This is a genomic window from Lentilactobacillus buchneri (genome assembly GCF_018314255.1).
GTDB classification, from domain to species: Bacteria; Bacillota; Bacilli; order Lactobacillales; family Lactobacillaceae; genus Lentilactobacillus; species Lentilactobacillus buchneri.
The window spans coordinates 2070076-2087317 of record NZ_CP073066.1 but is presented as its reverse complement, the minus strand read 5'-3'; the positions used below and the strand labels follow the sequence as shown (position 1 = coordinate 2087317).

General features: G+C 45.6%; 9 protein-coding genes, 15 tRNA genes and 3 rRNA genes. 3 read left to right on the top strand and 24 right to left on the bottom strand.

Annotation, left to right across the window (positions count from 1 at the left end; all coding sequences use genetic code 11):
• Nucleotides 1–341: 341 nt before the first annotated feature.
• The 18 genes from KE627_RS09960 to KE627_RS09875 all read right to left on the bottom strand — a co-directional run bounded on the left by KE627_RS09960 (nucleotide 342) and on the right by KE627_RS09875 (nucleotide 7313).
• Nucleotides 342–426: transfer RNA gene (locus tag KE627_RS09960), tRNA-Leu, on the bottom strand.
• A 33-nt stretch (nucleotides 427–459) separates the two neighbouring features.
• A tRNA-Cys gene (locus KE627_RS09955) sits at nucleotides 460–530 on the bottom strand.
• Nucleotides 531–549: 19 nt separating this feature from the next.
• Nucleotides 550–621, bottom strand: a tRNA-Gln gene (locus tag KE627_RS09950).
• A gap of 7 nt (nucleotides 622–628) precedes the next feature.
• Nucleotides 629–701: transfer RNA gene (locus KE627_RS09945), tRNA-His, on the bottom strand.
• Nucleotides 702–715: 14 nt separating this feature from the next.
• Nucleotides 716–786, bottom strand: a tRNA-Trp gene (locus KE627_RS09940).
• A 6-nt stretch (nucleotides 787–792) separates the two neighbouring features.
• A tRNA-Tyr gene (locus KE627_RS09935) sits at nucleotides 793–875 on the bottom strand.
• A gap of 5 nt (nucleotides 876–880) precedes the next feature.
• Nucleotides 881–953: transfer RNA gene (locus KE627_RS09930), tRNA-Phe, on the bottom strand.
• Nucleotides 954–1014: 61 nt separating this feature from the next.
• Nucleotides 1015–1088, bottom strand: a tRNA-Asp gene (locus tag KE627_RS09925).
• Between the two features lie 16 nt (nucleotides 1089–1104).
• Nucleotides 1105–1177, bottom strand: a tRNA-Val gene (locus tag KE627_RS09920).
• A 4-nt stretch (nucleotides 1178–1181) separates the two neighbouring features.
• Nucleotides 1182–1253 (bottom strand) — tRNA-Glu (locus KE627_RS09915).
• A 20-nt stretch (nucleotides 1254–1273) separates the two neighbouring features.
• A tRNA-Ser gene (locus KE627_RS09910) sits at nucleotides 1274–1365 on the bottom strand.
• Between the two features lie 14 nt (nucleotides 1366–1379).
• Nucleotides 1380–1452, bottom strand: a tRNA-Asn gene (locus KE627_RS09905).
• Nucleotides 1453–1458: 6 nt separating this feature from the next.
• Nucleotides 1459–1575, bottom strand: a 5S ribosomal RNA gene (gene rrf, locus KE627_RS09900).
• Nucleotides 1576–1651: 76 nt separating this feature from the next.
• Nucleotides 1652–4570: ribosomal RNA gene (locus tag KE627_RS09895) — 23S ribosomal RNA — on the bottom strand.
• 177 nt (nucleotides 4571–4747) lie between these two features.
• A tRNA-Ala gene (locus tag KE627_RS09890) sits at nucleotides 4748–4820 on the bottom strand.
• A 37-nt stretch (nucleotides 4821–4857) separates the two neighbouring features.
• A tRNA-Ile gene (locus KE627_RS09885) sits at nucleotides 4858–4931 on the bottom strand.
• Between the two features lie 83 nt (nucleotides 4932–5014).
• Nucleotides 5015–6589 (bottom strand): 16S ribosomal RNA (locus KE627_RS09880).
• The 16S, 23S and 5S rRNA genes sit together here with 14 tRNA genes alongside, the layout of an rRNA operon.
• Nucleotides 6590–6932: 343 nt before the next feature.
• Complete coding sequence (locus KE627_RS09875; RefSeq protein WP_013727597.1) at nucleotides 6933–7313, bottom strand: CvfD/Ygs/GSP13 family RNA-binding post-transcriptional regulator; 381 nt, start codon at nucleotides 7311–7313, stop codon at nucleotides 6933–6935.
• Nucleotides 7314–7467: 154 nt separating this feature from the next.
• Between KE627_RS09875 and KE627_RS09870 the strand changes: the two genes are divergently transcribed.
• Both KE627_RS09870 and KE627_RS09865 read left to right on the top strand, forming a co-directional pair.
• A complete protein-coding gene (locus KE627_RS09870) occupies nucleotides 7468–8112 on the top strand; it encodes a VTT domain-containing protein (protein WP_056939194.1) in 645 nt (214 codons plus the stop codon).
• Between the two features lie 48 nt (nucleotides 8113–8160).
• Nucleotides 8161–8248: transfer RNA gene (locus KE627_RS09865), tRNA-Ser, on the top strand.
• Nucleotides 8249–8369: 121 nt separating this feature from the next.
• Here the strand turns inward: KE627_RS09865 and KE627_RS09860 are convergent.
• From KE627_RS09860 to rnz, 4 genes are read right to left on the bottom strand one after another with little or no spacing between them, the layout of a single operon-like run.
• Nucleotides 8370–8888 carry an adenine phosphoribosyltransferase gene (locus KE627_RS09860; RefSeq protein WP_013727595.1) on the bottom strand — a complete coding sequence of 173 codons (519 nt, stop codon included), beginning with the start codon at nucleotides 8886–8888 and terminating at the stop codon, nucleotides 8370–8372.
• 17 nt (nucleotides 8889–8905) lie between these two features.
• On the bottom strand, nucleotides 8906–11236 hold the full coding sequence (gene recJ / locus KE627_RS09855) for a single-stranded-DNA-specific exonuclease RecJ (RefSeq protein ID WP_013727594.1): 2331 nt from the start codon (nucleotides 11234–11236) through the stop codon (nucleotides 8906–8908).
• 14 nt (nucleotides 11237–11250) lie between these two features.
• Complete coding sequence (locus KE627_RS09850; RefSeq protein WP_013727593.1) at nucleotides 11251–11664, bottom strand: lipopolysaccharide assembly protein LapA domain-containing protein; 414 nt, start codon at nucleotides 11662–11664, stop codon at nucleotides 11251–11253.
• A gap of 24 nt (nucleotides 11665–11688) precedes the next feature.
• Nucleotides 11689–12627, bottom strand: a complete 939-nt coding sequence (rnz, locus tag KE627_RS09845; RefSeq protein ID WP_013727592.1) for a ribonuclease Z — start codon at nucleotides 12625–12627, stop codon at nucleotides 11689–11691.
• A gap of 420 nt (nucleotides 12628–13047) precedes the next feature.
• Between rnz and KE627_RS09840 the strand changes: the two genes are divergently transcribed.
• Nucleotides 13048–13794, top strand: coding sequence for a hypothetical protein (locus KE627_RS09840; RefSeq protein WP_013727590.1), 747 nt, complete (start codon nucleotides 13048–13050; stop codon nucleotides 13792–13794).
• Between the two features lie 61 nt (nucleotides 13795–13855).
• Here KE627_RS09840 and KE627_RS09835 read toward each other — a convergent pair whose 3' ends face one another.
• Complete coding sequence (locus KE627_RS09835; protein ID WP_013727589.1) at nucleotides 13856–15790, bottom strand: acyltransferase family protein; 1935 nt, start codon at nucleotides 15788–15790, stop codon at nucleotides 13856–13858.
• A gap of 44 nt (nucleotides 15791–15834) precedes the next feature.
• A complete protein-coding gene (gene obgE, locus KE627_RS09830) occupies nucleotides 15835–17136 on the bottom strand; it encodes a GTPase ObgE (protein ID WP_013727588.1) in 1302 nt (433 codons plus the stop codon).
• Nucleotides 17137–17242 lie beyond the last annotated feature (106 nt).

The window sequence follows — 17242 nt, the reverse complement described above, 5'->3', positions numbered from 1 at the left end:
CATCCTACTATCGTTAATCGGTCCGGTATTGATTGGTAATGACTCGCATTGATCTCTATGTTAAAATGATCACGTAGAATGCTATCCTAAATTAACTTATGAAGGTTGGTGAACGTCCGTGAAATTTTTAATTGTATGTGCATCCGCCTTAACGCTGTGTACGGGTGCCGTTGGTGTCACTCATTATTGTACAACGCCGCATCAATCACAGCCTCGTGTTGAGCGTGGTTGTGGTATGTATCGGTAATTGTGGTTTTGTTCTTGATTCAATTTCAAGTCAATAAAAAAGGAATCATTGATTGATATTCAATGATTCCTTTTTTATTAATATTTGTTAGTGATACCGGAGGTGGGGTTCGAACCCACACGATCTCAACGATCACTGGATTTTGAGTCCAGCGCGTCTGCCAATTCCGCCACTCCGGCAAAATAATATTTGATTGGCCAATACATGGAAAAAGGCGGTAATCGGATTCGAACCGACGATGAAGGTTTTGCAGACCTCTGCCTTACCACTTGGCTATACCGCCATAACTTTGGCTAACCCAACTGGGTTAGCTGGATTCGAACCAGCGCATGACAGAGTCAAAGTCTGTTGCCTTACCACTTGGCTATAACCCAATCAAAAGGCGGTATGTGGGAATCGAACCCACGCGTGTCGGATCCACAAACCGATGTGTTAACCACTTCACCAATACCGCCATAGTATTATTAACAGGGATAGTAGGAGTTGAACCCACACCGACGGTTTTGGAGACCGTAGTTCTACCATTAAACTATATCCCTATAAGATGGAGGGGAGTGGATTCGAACCACCGAACCCGAAGGAGCGGATTTACAGTCCGCCGCGTTTAGCCAGACTTCGCTACCCCTCCATGAATGGCGCGGGACAGAATCGAACTGCCGACACATGCAGCTTCAATGCATTGCTCTACCGACTGAGCTACCGAGCCATTAACCATCTTGAGTATAATAATACCTATGTTGTGCATTCAATTTTCAAATACATAACAACGGTTCGTACGAGACTCGAACTCGTGATCTCCTGCGTGACAGGCAGGCGTCCTAACCAGCTAGACCAACGAACCAATGTTGCTATGGAAATGGAGGATACAGGGATCGAACCTGTGACCTCCTGCTTGTAAGGCAGATGCTCTCCCAGCTGAGCTAATCCTCCATAATGACCCGTACGGGATTTGAACCCATGTTACCGCCGTGAAAGGGCGGTGTCTTAACCACTTGACCAACGGGTCATAAACTTATTATTCGGTTACGGAGAGTAAGGGATTCGAACCCTTGAAACAGGCTTTTACCCGTTTACATCATTTCCAATGATGCTCCTTCGGCCAGCTCGGACAACTCTCCATTAAAAATAATAACTCCGGCAGGCGGGCTCGAACCGTCGACAACCTGATTAACAGTCAGGTGCTCTACCAACTGAGCTATGCCGGAATAATCGCGTGGCAACGTCCTACCCTCGCAGGGGGCGATCCCCCAACTACTCTTGGCGTGCAGAAGCTTAACTTCTGTGTTCGGCATGGGAACAGGTGTATCCTTCTGGCTATCGCCACCACACTATTTTTCCTTGAAAGAACTTCGTTCTCTCAAAACTAGCTAATATTAATTTTCTGCCCTTGAACACCATTTCTACTTGGTTAAGTCCTCGACCGATTAGTATTGGTCCGCTCCGTACATCACTGCACTTCCACTTCCAACCTATCTACCTGATCATCTCTCAGGGGTCTTACTTCCATATAGGAATGGGAAATCTCATCTTGAGGTAAGTTTCACACTTAGATGCTTTCAGCGTTTATCTCATCCATACGTAGCTACCCAGCGGTGCGCCTGGCGGCGCAACTGGTACACCAGCGGTATGTCCATCCCGGTCCTCTCGTACTAAGGACAGCTCCTCTCAAATTTCCTACGCCCGCGACGGATAGGGACCGAACTGTCTCACGACGTTCTGAACCCAGCTCGCGTACCGCTTTAATGGGCGAACAGCCCAACCCTTGGGACCGACTACAGCCCCAGGATGCGATGAGCCGACATCGAGGTGCCAAACCTCCCCGTCGATGTGGACTCTTGGGGGAGATAAGCCTGTTATCCCAGGGTAGCTTTTATCCGTTGAGCGATGGCCCTTCCATACGGTACCACCGGATCACTAAGCCCGACTTTCGTCCCTGCTCGACCTGTCTGTCTCGCAGTCAAGCTCCCTTCTGCCTTTACACTCGTTGAATGATTTCCAACCATTCTGAGGGAACCTTTGGGCGCCTCCGTTACTGTTTGGGAGGCGACCGCCCCAGTCAAACTGCCTACCTGACACTGTCTCCCGCCACGCTGAGTGGCGCGGGTTAGAGTGTTCACACAGCGAGGGTAGTATCCCACCAACGCCTCTGCCGAAACTAGCGTTCCGGCTTCAATGGCTCCTACCTATCCTGTACAAGCTGTGTCAACACCCAATATCAAGCTACAGTAAAGCTCCATGGGGTCTTTCCGTCCTGTCGCGGGTAACCTGCTTCTTCACAGGTATCTTAATTTCACCGAGTCTCTCGTTGAGACAGTGCCCAGATCGTTACGCCTTTCGTGCGGGTCGGAACTTACCCGACAAGGAATTTCGCTACCTTAGGACCGTTATAGTTACGGCCGCCGTTTACTGGGGCTTCATTTCTGGGCTTCGCCGAAGCTAACTCATCCACTTAACCTTCCAGCACCGGGCAGGCGTCAGCCCCTATACGTCATCTTACGATTTTGCAGAAACCTGTGTTTTTGATAAACAGTCGCCTGGGCCTTTTCACTGCGGCTGTGCTTGCGCACAGCACCCCTTCTCCGAAGTTACGGGGTCATTTTGCCGAGTTCCTTAACGAGAGTTCACTCGCTCACCTGAGGATTCTCTCCTCGACTACCTGTGTCGGTTTGCGGTACGGGTAGTTGATGACTCACTAGAAGCTTTTCTCGGCAGTGTGACGTTGGTTGCTTCCCTACTTAAATTTCGGTCCTCATCACCACTTGTCAACCCGCCAAAAAGCATTTGACTCTTTGACTGACTCGTGGCTTGAACATCCCTTTCCAACTGGATGCACAACTTAGCCTCCTGCGTCCCTCCATCGCTCAAACATCATCAACTAGTACAGGAATCTCAACCTGTTATCCATCGCCTACGCCTTGCGGCCTCGGCTTAGGTCCCGACTAACCCTGGGAGGACGAGCCTTCCCCAGGAAACCTTAGTCATTCGGTGGATCAGATTCTCACTGATCTTTCGCTACTCATACCGGCATTCTCACTTCTAAGCGCTCCACCAGTCCTTACGGTCTGGCTTCATTGCCCTTAGAACGCTCTCCTATCACTTGACCGAAGGTCAAGTCCACAGTCTCGGTAATATGCTTAGCCCCGGTAAATTTTCGGCGCGGAATCACTCGACTAGTGAGCTATTACGCACTCTTTAAATGGTGGCTGCTTCTGAGCCAACATCCTAGTTGTCTATGCAACTCCACATCCTTTTCCACTTAGCATATATTTAGGGACCTTAACTGGTGGTCTGGGCTGTTCCCCTTTTGACGATGGATCTTATCACTCACCGTCTGACTCCCGGATAAAAATCAATGGTATTCGGAGTTTATCTGAACTTAGTAACCCATGACGGGCCCCTCATCCAAACAGTGGCTCTACCTCCATGATTCTACGTCCGAGGCTAGCCCTAAAGCTATTTCGGAGAGAACCAGCTATCTCCAAGTTCGTTTGGAATTTCACCGCTACCCACACCTCATCCCAGCACTTTTCAACGTACACGGGTTCGGGCCTCCAGTGCGTTTTACCGCACCTTCACCCTGGACATGGGTAGATCACCTGGTTTCGGGTCTACAGCAACATACTAAAACGCCCATTTCAGACTCGCTTTCGCTGCGGCTCCGGCTTTTAAACCTTAACCTGGCATGTTACCGTAACTCGCCGGTTCATTCTACAAGAGGCACGCTATCACCCATTAACGGGCTCTAACTGCTTGTAGGCACATAGTTTCAGGAACTATTTCACTCCCCTTCCGGGGTGCTTTTCACCTTTCCCTCACGGTACTGGTTCACTATCGGTCACTAGAGAGTATTTAGCCTTGGGAGATGGTCCTCCCGGATTCCGACGACGTTTCACGTGTGTCGCCGTACTCAGGATCCTGAACTGAGGGTCATTGATTTCACCTACGGGGCTATCACCCTGTTTCGCCAACCTTCCCAGATTGTTCGATTATCAACAACTTTGGTAACTCAAATGTTCAGTCCTACAACCCCAATGAGCAAGCTCATTGGTTTGGGCTGTTCCCCGTTCGCTCGCCGCTACTGAGGGAATCGAAAATTTCTTTCTGCTCCTGTGGATACTGAGATGTTTCAGTTCCCCACGTCTACCTCTATACAGCTATGAATTCACTATATAGTAACAGTCGATTAAAACTGCTGGGTTTCCCCATTCGGAAATCTCCGGATCAAAGCTTACGTACAGCTCCCCGAAGCATATCGGTGTTAGTCCCGTCCTTCATCGGCTTCTAGTGCCAAGGCATCCACCATGCGCCCTTTTTAACTTAACCTGTACATCACTACGTGATGCAAAGTTAATTGAGTATTTGCGATTTTTTTCTAGTTAACAAACTCAAAATAACGCGGTGTTCTCGGTTGAAATTATATAAATACAATTTCAAAAAATTATTACAGAAAATTAATATTATCTAGTTTTCAAAGAACCAAGTCTGACACTCTCGTGTCAATGGAGAATAGCGGGATCGAACCGCTGACCCCCTGCTTGCAAAGCAGGTGCTCTCCCATCTGAGCTAATTCCCCATGTTACTCCGGTGATAGCTAACTATCAGGCCGTGGATGGGCCTAAATGGACTCGAACCATCGACCTCACGCTTATCAGGCGTGCGCTCTAACCAGCTGAGCTATAGGCCCAAAAAGCGTAACCACTTTTGAGAGTAGACCTCTCAAAACTAAACAAAACTTTCGACAATGTGCAGGATTCCGTTTTTCCTTAGAAAGGAGGTGATCCAGCCGCAGGTTCTCCTACGGCTACCTTGTTACGACTTCACCCTAATCATCTGTCCCACCTTAGACGGCTGGTCCCCGAAGGTTACCTCACCGGCTTTGGGTGTTACAAACTCTCATGGTGTGACGGGCGGTGTGTACAAGGCCCGGGAACGTATTCACCGTGGCATGCTGATCCACGATTACTAGCGATTCCAACTTCATGTAGGCGAGTTGCAGCCTACAATCCGAACTGAGAACGGCTTTAAGAGATTAGCTTGACCTCGCGGTTTCGCGACTCGTTGTACCGTCCATTGTAGCACGTGTGTAGCCCAGGTCATAAGGGGCATGATGATTTGACGTCATCCCCACCTTCCTCCGGTTTGTCACCGGCAGTCTTGCTAGAGTGCCCAACTGAATGCTGGCAACTAACAATAAGGGTTGCGCTCGTTGCGGGACTTAACCCAACATCTCACGACACGAGCTGACGACAACCATGCACCACCTGTCATTCTGTCCCCGAAGGGAACGCCTAATCTCTTAGGTTGGCAGAAGATGTCAAGACCTGGTAAGGTTCTTCGCGTAGCATCGAATTAAACCACATGCTCCACCGCTTGTGCGGGCCCCCGTCAATTCCTTTGAGTTTCAACCTTGCGGTCGTACTCCCCAGGCGGAGTGCTTAATGCGTTAGCTGCAGCACTGAAGGGCGGAAACCCTCCAACACTTAGCACTCATCGTTTACGGCATGGACTACCAGGGTATCTAATCCTGTTCGCTACCCATGCTTTCGAGCCTCAGCGTCAGTTACAGACCAGACAGCCGCCTTCGCCACTGGTGTTCTTCCATATATCTACGCATTTCACCGCTACACATGGAGTTCCACTGTCCTCTTCTGCACTCAAGTCTCCCGGTTTCCGATGCACTTCTCCGGTTAAGCCGAAGGCTTTCACATCAGACCTAAAAAACCGCCTGCGCTCGCTTTACGCCCAATAAATCCGGACAACGCTTGCCACCTACGTATTACCGCGGCTGCTGGCACGTAGTTAGCCGTGGCTTTCTGGTTGGATACCGTCAAGATGTCAACAGTTACTCTGACACCTGTTCTTCTCCAACAACAGAGTTTTACGAGCCGAAACCCTTCATCACTCACGCGGCGTTGCTCCATCAGACTTTCGTCCATTGTGGAAGATTCCCTACTGCTGCCTCCCGTAGGAGTTTGGGCCGTGTCTCAGTCCCAATGTGGCCGATTACCCTCTCAGGTCGGCTACGTATCATCGCCTTGGTAGGCCGTTACCTTACCAACAAGCTAATACGCCGCGGGTCCATCCTAAAGTGACAGCCGAAGCCGTCTTTTAAACCAAAACCAGGTGGTTTTGGTTGTTATACGGTATTAGCACCTGTTTCCAAGTGTTATCCCCTACTTCAAGGGCAGGTTACCCACGTGTTACTCACCAGTTCGCCACTCGTCTCAATGTTAAATCTTTCAAGTGCAAGCACCTAAAATCATCAACAGAGACGCGTTCGACTTGCATGTATTAGGCACGCCGCCAGCGTTCGTCCTGAGCCAGGATCAAACTCTCATCTTAAATTGTTTAAAATGATAAGCCTGTGATAGCTCATGATTTAAATTTATTATTTGTTTTACGAATTGACTTCGCAAATGTTTGGTTCCAATTCCGAAGAATTGAAACGCCCTGCACATTTGTTTGTCGAAAATTTTGTTCAGTTTTCAAAGGTCTACTTGGTTGTCGGAAGCGCTTGTTTCTCGCTTTTGACAACTATTTAATATTATCAGATATCCGGTTTGAAATCAAGTGATTTTTAACTGATTTTTCAAATGTTAATTGTCACTGGCAGATCAAATGGATAATTGACAACAGAAAATATTCTACCAATTTGTGAAAGCTGGGTCAAGAACTTTCTTCCAAACTAACTAAAAAAGTTCTGGGCATCCCTCATCCAACCACCTTTAGCCCTGGCAAGTGACGTAAATCCGATATTCAATCGGTAATCAGTCCAGTAGTGAATTCTCTTCGGACGAAAGCTTTTTGGCCGGCGAAGGATTTCAAGATTAACATCAGTGCTGCGAGTGGAGAGACTAATTTTGCCAGAATACTCATCAATATCAATAATGAGCGCGGAAACTGTTTGTCCAACCCGAAAGATCTTATAGAGGTCATCCACGAATCCTGTTTGACACTCAGAGATGTGAATCAGCCCCTGCATATGTTCACCAATATCCAGGAATACGCCATAGGGTTGAATACCAGTGACGGTTCCATGGACCTTCATGCCTATCTTAAAACTCATAATAATCATCCTATCTGTAATCTGTTAATAATTGTAGCGTGGATCCCTTGATTTAACAACAAAACTTATTTTTTGTTAAAGGACAGGTAATAACTCGCCAACTTCTCAGGGAATTTGGTAAAATCAATTATAAATTTTCGAAAGGAATGATTACTTGAGCACGCTCATTGATTTTATCTTACACATCGACGATCACCTAATAAATATCGTGAATACATTTGGGAACTCCACCTACCTCATTCTCTTTGGAATGATCTTTATTGAAACAGGCGCAGTCATCTTCCCATTTCTGCCTGGTGACTCACTGCTATTTGCTGCGGCGGCATTATCAGCCAACGTAAACTACGGTTTAAGCATCGGCTTGTTTGTAATCATCTTTTTGGCCGCTTCAATTGGCGGCGATTCACTCAACTTCTTCTTTGGAAACAAATTTGGAGAAATTATTCCCCGAAATCGAATCCTGGGAAAATTTATTAAGGAAAAGGATTTAACCAAGGCCCGGGAGTTCTTTAACAAATATGGGGCAATGGCCATCTTCTTTGGCCGATTCATTCCAATCATCAGAACGTTAATCCCCTTCGTTGCCGCTACGAGTGATTTTCCTTATAAACGATTCATTAAGTATAATCTGATTGCATGTATCTCATGGGTCGCCATCTGTTGTGGTGCCGGCTATTACTTCGGTAACATCCCCGTTGTTAAAGAAAACTTCTCGATGGTCATTATTGGAATCGTCGCGATCTCGCTCATTCCGGCAGTCGTTGGCTATGTTAAAACAAAATTTGCCTCTTCCAAGTAGACAGTAATTTACTTTCAGAATAACTCTTGATATAATTAAAACTGTTGTGGTGAGTTGGCAGAGTGGTAATGCACCGGACTCGAAATCCGGCGAACCGGCTAATACCGGCGCGCAGGTTCAAATCCTGTACTCACCTTATATGACAGTAAGCATCTCAGCGTACCAATGCTGAGATGCTTTTTTGTTTAACTAAGTACGAATTCAAATGTAACAAAAAAGCTCATTGCCACTGGATAACCAGCAGTAATGAACTTGGTTTAATATTTTAGCAAAGTAAAGAAATCATAGTCTTTGACTTTTTCACGGCCTTTAAGATCTGACAACTCAATCAAAAATGCGGTGCCGACAACAATTCCGCCCAACTTCTCTACTAGACGAATAGTTGCATCAATTGTCCCACCAGTGGCCAATAAGTCATCTGTTACTAAGACCCGCTGACCCGGCTTAACAGCGTTGGTTCGTAAGTACAGTGATGATTTACCATACTCCAAGCCATAACTTTCCTCAATCGTTTCACCAGGCAGTTTGTTTTTCTTACGAGCTGGTGAGAAACCAACCCCCAACTTGTAGGCGACTGGACAGCCAACAATGAACCCTCTGGCCTCTGGACCCACAATCATCTGAACGTTCCGTTCCTTGGCAAAATCAACTATCTTGTCGGTTGCTGCCCGATAGACTTCACCGTTTTCAAGTAAAGGTGAAATGTCTCTAAATAGGATTCCGGGTTCCGGAAAGTCCGGATATGATGCAATATATTTTGAAAAATCGATTGGCATATTCTTTCTTCCTTTCATCAAACACCCAAACAGTCCTTGACGAAGCTGACTAATTCATGAGTATTTGAAACCAACAATTTCTTTTCAGCTGCAAGCTGTTCAACTCGAAGATGGTAACTTGGAGCTGTTTTCAAATCACGGGCAGTATAATTCGGATTCAAATTAATCACCCGATCCTGAATCGTAATGAAATCCAACTCCAAAAAGACTTGAACCATAAAAATAATTGTCCGTGCAGAAATGTGTAAGTGCTCTGAAATTTGTTTTAACTGCGTCGCAATATTAACGTTTGAATGTTCTTTAACGAACCTAAACAGTTTAGCATAAGAATTCCGATCTGGCATCCCTATTTTGGAGATAAGTTGTTTTTTGTAAAGATATAGGACCGTGGTTTGTGGTTGGACTTTGGCTAAGAGCTGAACCAAATCGTCAAGCACGTCCGGACAATCAACAATATACAAGCGATTGCCATTAGCCGATGCCTCGGTGACTTGGTCATACATCACAACTTGCGATTGGTCACCCACATATCCTTGCAGCTGTTTTAAGACTTTTTCGTGGAAGAAAACGTAAGTGCCGACTGTCGCAAACATCTTTCGGTGCAGCTCGTGGGTCCGCTCATCGATCACCGGCGGTAATGTCTGCTTCAGATCATCGACCATTAATTGGAGCGTCGTTCGATTATTCCAAGTGTTTTCCCCAATCTCGCCAACCACTTGAACGGCTGCTTGAGAATTTTGAAGCTCAACGGCAGCACTTCCTCGACCAAAGGCAATCGCAGTGAGCCGATTATTGCCTTGAACCAGTGAAAACTTCAGGTGATCACTGGTCTTACCCATTGCCTTTACGTTGGCGAGCTGATCAAATTGGACTTGAAAAATGGGCTTAGGGTTGTCCTGGCCAAACGGTGCCAAAGTTTTGATTTGGTCACATAACACTGCTGTAACCTGAGAGACCGGAATAACGCCGGCAATGGCCAACTTGGGCTTAACAGATAAATCCAATTGCTGCTCTTCCGCAGCTTTTTCCAACTGGTCCTTCAAAACAGGCACTTTGTCCTTCTTGATGGTCAATCCAACTGCAGAATGGTGGCCGCCAAAGCCAATCGTTTGATCGCGAATGGGGTCAATTGCTTTAAATAAATCAAAATTGTCGACACTACGGCCGGATCCCTTAACCTCTTCGCTACCATCGGTGTCGGTCATGACGATTGTCGGGCGCTGATATTTGTCAACCAGTCGACTTGCAACGATTCCGAGAACCCCCTGGTGCCAGTTATGGCCGACGACAACCAGCGTGTGCCGTTGAGAAATGTCGCCACTATCTTCAACGGACTGAACCGCTTCAGTGAAGAACTGGTCGACAAGTGACTTGCGTAAGTCGTTTTGCTGATTGGCAAATTTGGCTAATTCACCTGCGCGATCCTCGTCAAATGTCGATAATAATTCGACCCCGACTGTGGCATCTTTGATCCGACCAAGCGAATTCAAACGGGGAGCAATCCCAAAGCCAATATCTTCTTCGCTAAATCTCCCCAAATCAATGCCGGCTTCCTTAATCAAAGCAAGCAGCCCCGGACGTTGACTATTTGAAATCGCCTGAACACCGAATTTAACAATTGCGCGATTCTCATCACGTAACGATACGACATCGGCAACCGTTCCGATCGCTGTAATATCAATCAGATCAGACGGTACTTCGTCCATCAACGCTTGAGCAACTTTAAAAGCCACGCCAGCGCCACAAAGATCGCCAAATGGGTAAGCATCCCCATTTTCATTTTTTACCCGCGGATGAATAATCGCATACGCATCAGGCAACTTTTCAGGAAGCGAGTGATGATCGGTTACCACCACATCGCAATGCAACTCATTTGCAGCTGCAATCGCTTGATTCCCGGCAACCCCGTTATCAACAGTGACAATCAGTGATGTACCCTTTTGAATAATCTTTTGAAAAGCTTCGACGTTCGGGCCGTAACCTTCAGTAAATCGGTTGGGAATATAATAATCAACGTCAGCACCCAGATCACTCAATGTCTCGTACATAACGGTTGTGCTGGTAATCCCATCTGCGTCATAATCGCCATAGACAGTAATATGCTCCCCATTTTCGACGGCTTGTTGAATTCGTTCAATTCCCTTATGCATATCATGCATCAAAAACGGGTCATGAAAGGCACTGACAGAAGGATTCAAGAAATCCTCGACAACATCAGCACTGGTAATGCCACGCTGAATTAACATTTTAGCGATAAATGGGTCAATATTTGCATCCTTGGCCAACTTGTCAACTACTGACGAATCAGCTGGTTGATCAAGCTGCCACTTATACTTGGAATCAATCATTAAAACACTCTACCTTACTTTTGAGATGATAATTTCTCGGTTAATTTGGCAATCTCATCCTGCAAATCACTGATTTGTTGATCTCGACTACCAATCTCCTGTTTACCCGTCGAATTTTTCAAACGAGTTTCTAATTCTTTGAGATTGTTATTGAGTTCGCCAATCTCGGCGTTTAAATCGTCTTGTCGTTTTTGGCTTTCAGATGCCAATTGCTTATATTGACGATTCTTTTTGACATTCTGAGTCGACGAGAACAGAAAAATAATCAGGGCACCAATTAAGAGACAAATCAAAATCAAAAGTACCAGTGGCACCTGAAATGATGCGAAGCCAAAGTTAACCTCAACAGATTCAAAATTCATCAATGCAAAAATTGCAATGATGATAATCAATATAATGCTGATAATTGTGCTAATTTGCTTTTTCAATCTTATCCCCCCAGAAATGATTCGCTAATGCTTCTCAAACGGGATCTCAATGACATCAAAATCCTTCACAACTTTGGTATTGGGAAATACCGTTTGTGCCTGTTTTTCAAGTTCATGGGCCATTTTACCGGTATAACGGGCAGAAATGTGATTCAACAGCAGCATCTTTGCGCCAGCTTGTTTGGCGATTTGAGCAGCCTGCATATTGGTTGAATGATAATAATTCTTGGCAAGTTTGTTTTCACCCTTGCCAAAGGTACTCTCATGAACCAAGGCATCGGCATGCTCTGCCAGTTTGACGGCGTTGTCAGTTTTTCGGGTATCCCCGATAATCGTGACAATTCGCCCGGGTTGGGCACGACCGATCATTTCTTTACCATCAATCACCCGACCATCCGTCAGCTTAACAGTTTGTCCCATTTTCAACTTGCCATATACCGGCCCGGATGGAATATGCAACTGAGTCAACTTCTCGACCATCAATTCGCCTGGATGATCATGTTCAACAACCCGATAGCCAAAGCTGGTAATCCGATGGTCCAGAGGCGCGGCATAAACAGTAAACTTCTTACCTTCAAAAATTTTGCCATCGGTGTCCTTGGGTAATTCATGGAAATTAATTTTATACGAGAGCCGACTTTCAGAAATCTTCAAACTCACATTGACATATTCTTTAATCCCTTTTGGCCCATATATGTCCAATGGCGTGTTGCCGCCTTGAAACGAGCGACTGCTTAACAACCCCGGCAGGCCAAAAATATGATCGCCGTGCAGATGGCTGATAAAAATTTTTTCAATCTTGCGGGGGCGAATTGTTGAACGAAGAATCTGGTGTTGGGTGCCTTCGCCGACATCAAATAACCACACCGAGTTGATTTCGTCAAGTAACCGTAACGCCAAGCTTGACACGTTGCGAAATTTGCCTGGAGACCCTGCCCCAGTGCCTAAAAATTCAATCTGCATTATTATCGTTTCCTTATTTTTAAAATCGAGTTAGAGTGATTGGCACCTGCCAACCGCTTAAAATCACTTTTCAATTGTATCATAAATCCGTTAAAATAATCATTAGAAGGGAATGGCAGCCATGAATTTAGATGAGTTTTTCCGCGCCAGCAGTACACTAAACCCAAAGTTGACCCTATTAATTTCAGAAGGTCAGCACTTTTTGCCGGTTAATCAGCTGTTAATTGATAAAAATTCGTTATTGTTGGGCAAATCGAGCCCATCTCAGGGTGGATTTGCTACAATAACGTTGGATCAATTCATGACCAGAACCAAACGGCTCTCCCTCAAGACAGATTTAAGAACTTTAAACGACCGCCAATTGATATTTGGGTTTAGAATTGTCAATAAATCAATTGTTTTTTACTAGGAGATAAAAATATGAAAGCAAAAGGATACTTAATCATCATGTTTGCCATCCTGTCGGTTGGATTAGCAGCCTGCGGTGGTAATAAAAGCAATCAAGCAACTGAGAAAAAGTCATTGAGTGCTGATATGTCAAACGAGCCTTCCAGCTCATCAACCAGTTCAAGTTCCAGCCAATCGTGGAGTGATTATCAATACAAAGTTCCCAAATCAGTCCAAAAGAATGCTCACTATGTCAAAAATGGCGACTTGAGCACGAAACATCAATTTACTTTTGACCGTTTTGGGACTCGACAGCAATTAGCCGACGTGACCACCAAACCGGTTGATATCAAAGCTGACAAATTAACTTATAAAGTCAACCAGGTAAGAGTCATCAAGAACACCGCCAAGACGCCGCAAGCTAAAGAGGCCGCCGAACAGGTGCTCAATCTTCGCAGCATTCCAGACACTTACTACACCTTCGTTCTCAATTACACAGTGACGAATCATCACAACTTTGAAATTGCACTAAACGGTGTCAATTATGTTAAAACCAATCAAGGGCAAATGTTGACCACAGCTAATCAATTAACCGACTCGTCTGCCGGCAATAAAATTGGTGCTAATCGAGCCGTCAGCTTTGCGATGACCGGCTACCTTCACAATTATGCGACTCAGCCGGCAACCAAACTCACCATTCAGTTTGGTGCCATCTACACCACCACTCAAAAGAAAGTTGCCCCCTCACCGGATTCAACACTCACCATTAATTTGAAATAAGCCAAAAAAGTTTGAAAGCCTTCAATCCAGCTGCTTGCATGGAATGAAGGCCTTCAAACTTTTATTTTTTACTATAAAAATCGCTAATCGACGTCGCAATGAGATGTGTATAATAAATATTCCCTTTTGGATTGGGATGAACGTTGTCGTTCCAGAACCAATCCCGCCGATTCAAACTATAGCTGTGCCAGTCAATGATATGCATATTCTTATGGCGTTTAGCAGCAGCTCGAATCGTGTGATTAACTTCGGTTTCCCAATTTCTGGTTGGCACGTGAGTCGTTACCCAGAAGATTTGATGCTTGGGTCCAATTGACTTGATAACCGAATTAATCTGGGCGGAAGTCATTGGTGAGTTGGTCCCCAAGTTAATTAAAACGTTAGGTGCCAGCTCGTTTTTATTCTTCATTTGGGTCAAAACCTGCCCAGCCTGCCAAATTTGACGACCAACGGCAGCGGAAACATAGGCATTTTGAAAGACATTTTGAAGATCGTGACTGTTATCAGCTAAAATCGAGTCCCCAATGGCGGTTAACGGTTGTTGATAAACCGTCAGATACTGACGTTTGTTCAGGCCATAGTGTTTGGCGATTTTATACTGCTTAACCGTCAATTTCTTCTTCAGCAGTTTCTTCATCCGCTTTTGATTGGCAGTGAGCTTGGAAGCCTTCTTTTGTTTAGCTAACGCTGCCTTGTTATTTGCATTAGCGGTCTTTTCGTTCTTGGAGATGTTTTCTTCCAGTACATTCTTGGCATCTTTGGTAGGTGAAATTGCACTTCCATATGCCGAAATCCCAATCAGCAAAATTGCTGGTATCAGCCACAATCGTTTCCAGCCGTATTCCGAATTCGGTTGAACAAACTCGTAAATTGACCGACCGAGGTTCCTGTAGCGGTAATGTCTTAACGGTGCTTCAATATATCGATAGGACAGCTCACTAATAATCATAATCAAAGCAATTTCAATGCTTGCATTCATCAGTGGATGGGCAGCAATATTTTGAACTTTGATCTCATAAAAAATCATCACTGGAAATTGATAAAGATAAATTCCGTAGCTTCTGGTCCCCATCCATCTAAACACCGGATTGGTCAGCCAGCGGTTCACGTCCGCTCCCGGATGGGCACAGGCTGCAATCAAGGTTGTCGAAGCGATTGCCATAATGAACATTCCGCCACGATACGTAAACGTGTTTTGACCAGAGAGTTCAAAATACAGGTAAGCAATGATTGCGATTGACACCAGCCCAATAATATTGAGGGTCCAACGCGATCGCGTCGTCACATTTTTCTTCAGATGAGTAGATGGCCAAATAACAGCAAGTAAAGCACCAAAAACGATTGAAAACATTCGCGTGTCGGTGCCGTAGTAAACTCGATTCAACGTATCCGGACCAGTGTACAACAGTCCCATCAAGACACCGGAACCAATTGCCAACACAAGAAGAATATTGGCAATTGTCCGCCGTTTGCGAATAATCAAGACCATCGCGGTTAGAATTAACGGCCATATTAAGTAATACTGGCCTTCAATTGATAAGGACCACAAATGCGTAAACGGTGATTCACCGTTAAACCGGTCAAAATAACTCTGGCCATGGCCGACCTCCCACCAATTGTAAACGTACAGCATATTGGTAGTAATGATTGACCGTAAATTGGTTAATAGTGAGCGTTGAAACAGCGTTATGTATGTGCCGGTTCCCACCAGCATAAACACCAGAGCAGGATACAGCCGTTTCAGACGACGCGCGTAGAATGCCCAAAAATCAATCCGGCCGTTTTGCTCCCACTCTTGTAACAAAAGATCAGTAATTAAATACCCTGAAACGACAAAAAAGGTCGGTACACCCAAGTACCCCCCTTGCAGCTTGTACGGCAGCAAATGGTAAATGATGACACCAACAACCGCCAGTGCCCTGATCCCGTCAAAACCGGATATATAACGGCTGTTTTTAAGCCGTTTGCCTTGTTTTTTTGTTTGAACCTGTTGCATCGAAATATTCCCTGCCCTATATGAATTTGTATTTCCCCAAATAACTACTCAACGTATGTGAATGAGAAGTCCAAAACAGTAACCGTGTCACCATCTTTGGCCCCTGCCTTCCGCAAGGCATCATCAATTCCCATTCCATGCATTTGTCGCGCAAATCGTAACATACTTTGATCATGTTCGGTATCAGTCATCTTGAATAATTTCTCGATTTTATCACCGGAGATAACCCATGACTCATATTCTTTATCGTATTCAATATGGAAATCGCTGGTCTCAGCCGGTTGGTAAGCGTACTCCTTGGTCGTTTCCGCTGGCTGCTCCATGTCTGAAAGCTTGGTTGTATCAAGCAAGTCAGCCGTTCGTCGAACCAGTTCGGTTAATCCCGTATGGGTCACTGAAGAAATCGGAAAGATCTCTCGCGTCTTATCTGCATCTGAATGCTCGGCCAACTGCTGCTTGAAGATTTGAAGATTATCGGCAGAATCGGGTAAGTCCATCTTCGTAGCGACAATAATTTGTGGTCGTTTCAAAATGCGCTCGTCATATTGTTCCAGTTCTTTATTAATTGCCAAATAATCCTCAAATGGGTCACGGCCCTCAAGACCTGACATATCTACCAAATGAAGAATGACTCTGGTTCGCTCGACATGACGTAGGAATTGGAATCCAAGTCCAACACCATTCGAAGCACCCTCAACCAACCCGGGTAAATCGGCAACTGCAAAATCACGGCCGTCATCTAATCTCACCATGCCAAGGTTAGGAACCAAGGTTGTAAAATGATACCCGGCAATCTTTGGCTTGGCGCTAGTGATAACCGATAACAGCGTCGATTTACCGGCGGACGGAAATCCAACCAGGCCGACATCTGCGAGCACCTTTAATTCGAGGCTCAAAGACACTTCCTGACCCGGTTCACCGTTTTCAGCAATTTCCGGGGCTGGATTAGTCGGGCTGGCAAAATGAATGTTTCCACGCCCGCCGCGGCCGGCTTTGGCAACCACTAATTCTTGATCCGGCTTAACCAGATCGCCAATGACTTCGCCCGTAACGGTATTGGTAACCGTCGTTCCCTCGGGAACAGGAATGACCAAATCGTCGGCACTTCGGCCGGTCATTGATTTGTTGGCGCCGTTCCCGCCATTCTTGGCTTTAAACTTTCGGTGGTATCGAAAGTCCATCAAGGTGTTCATACCAGAATCCACCTTAAAGATGACATTGCCACCGCGACCACCGTCACCTCCGGCAGGGCCGCCATTTGGAACATATTTTTCCCGTCGGAAGGCAACCATGCCATTTCCGCCGTTTCCAGCTTTTACATTAATCTTTACTTGATCAACAAACATCTTATCACCATTTAATTAATTCTAATTAATCCCAAGTCGTTAGTTACGTGTTCAATACTCTAGCAGTATACCGAGTTTCCTACATCAGGTCAAAATAATCTTGAGA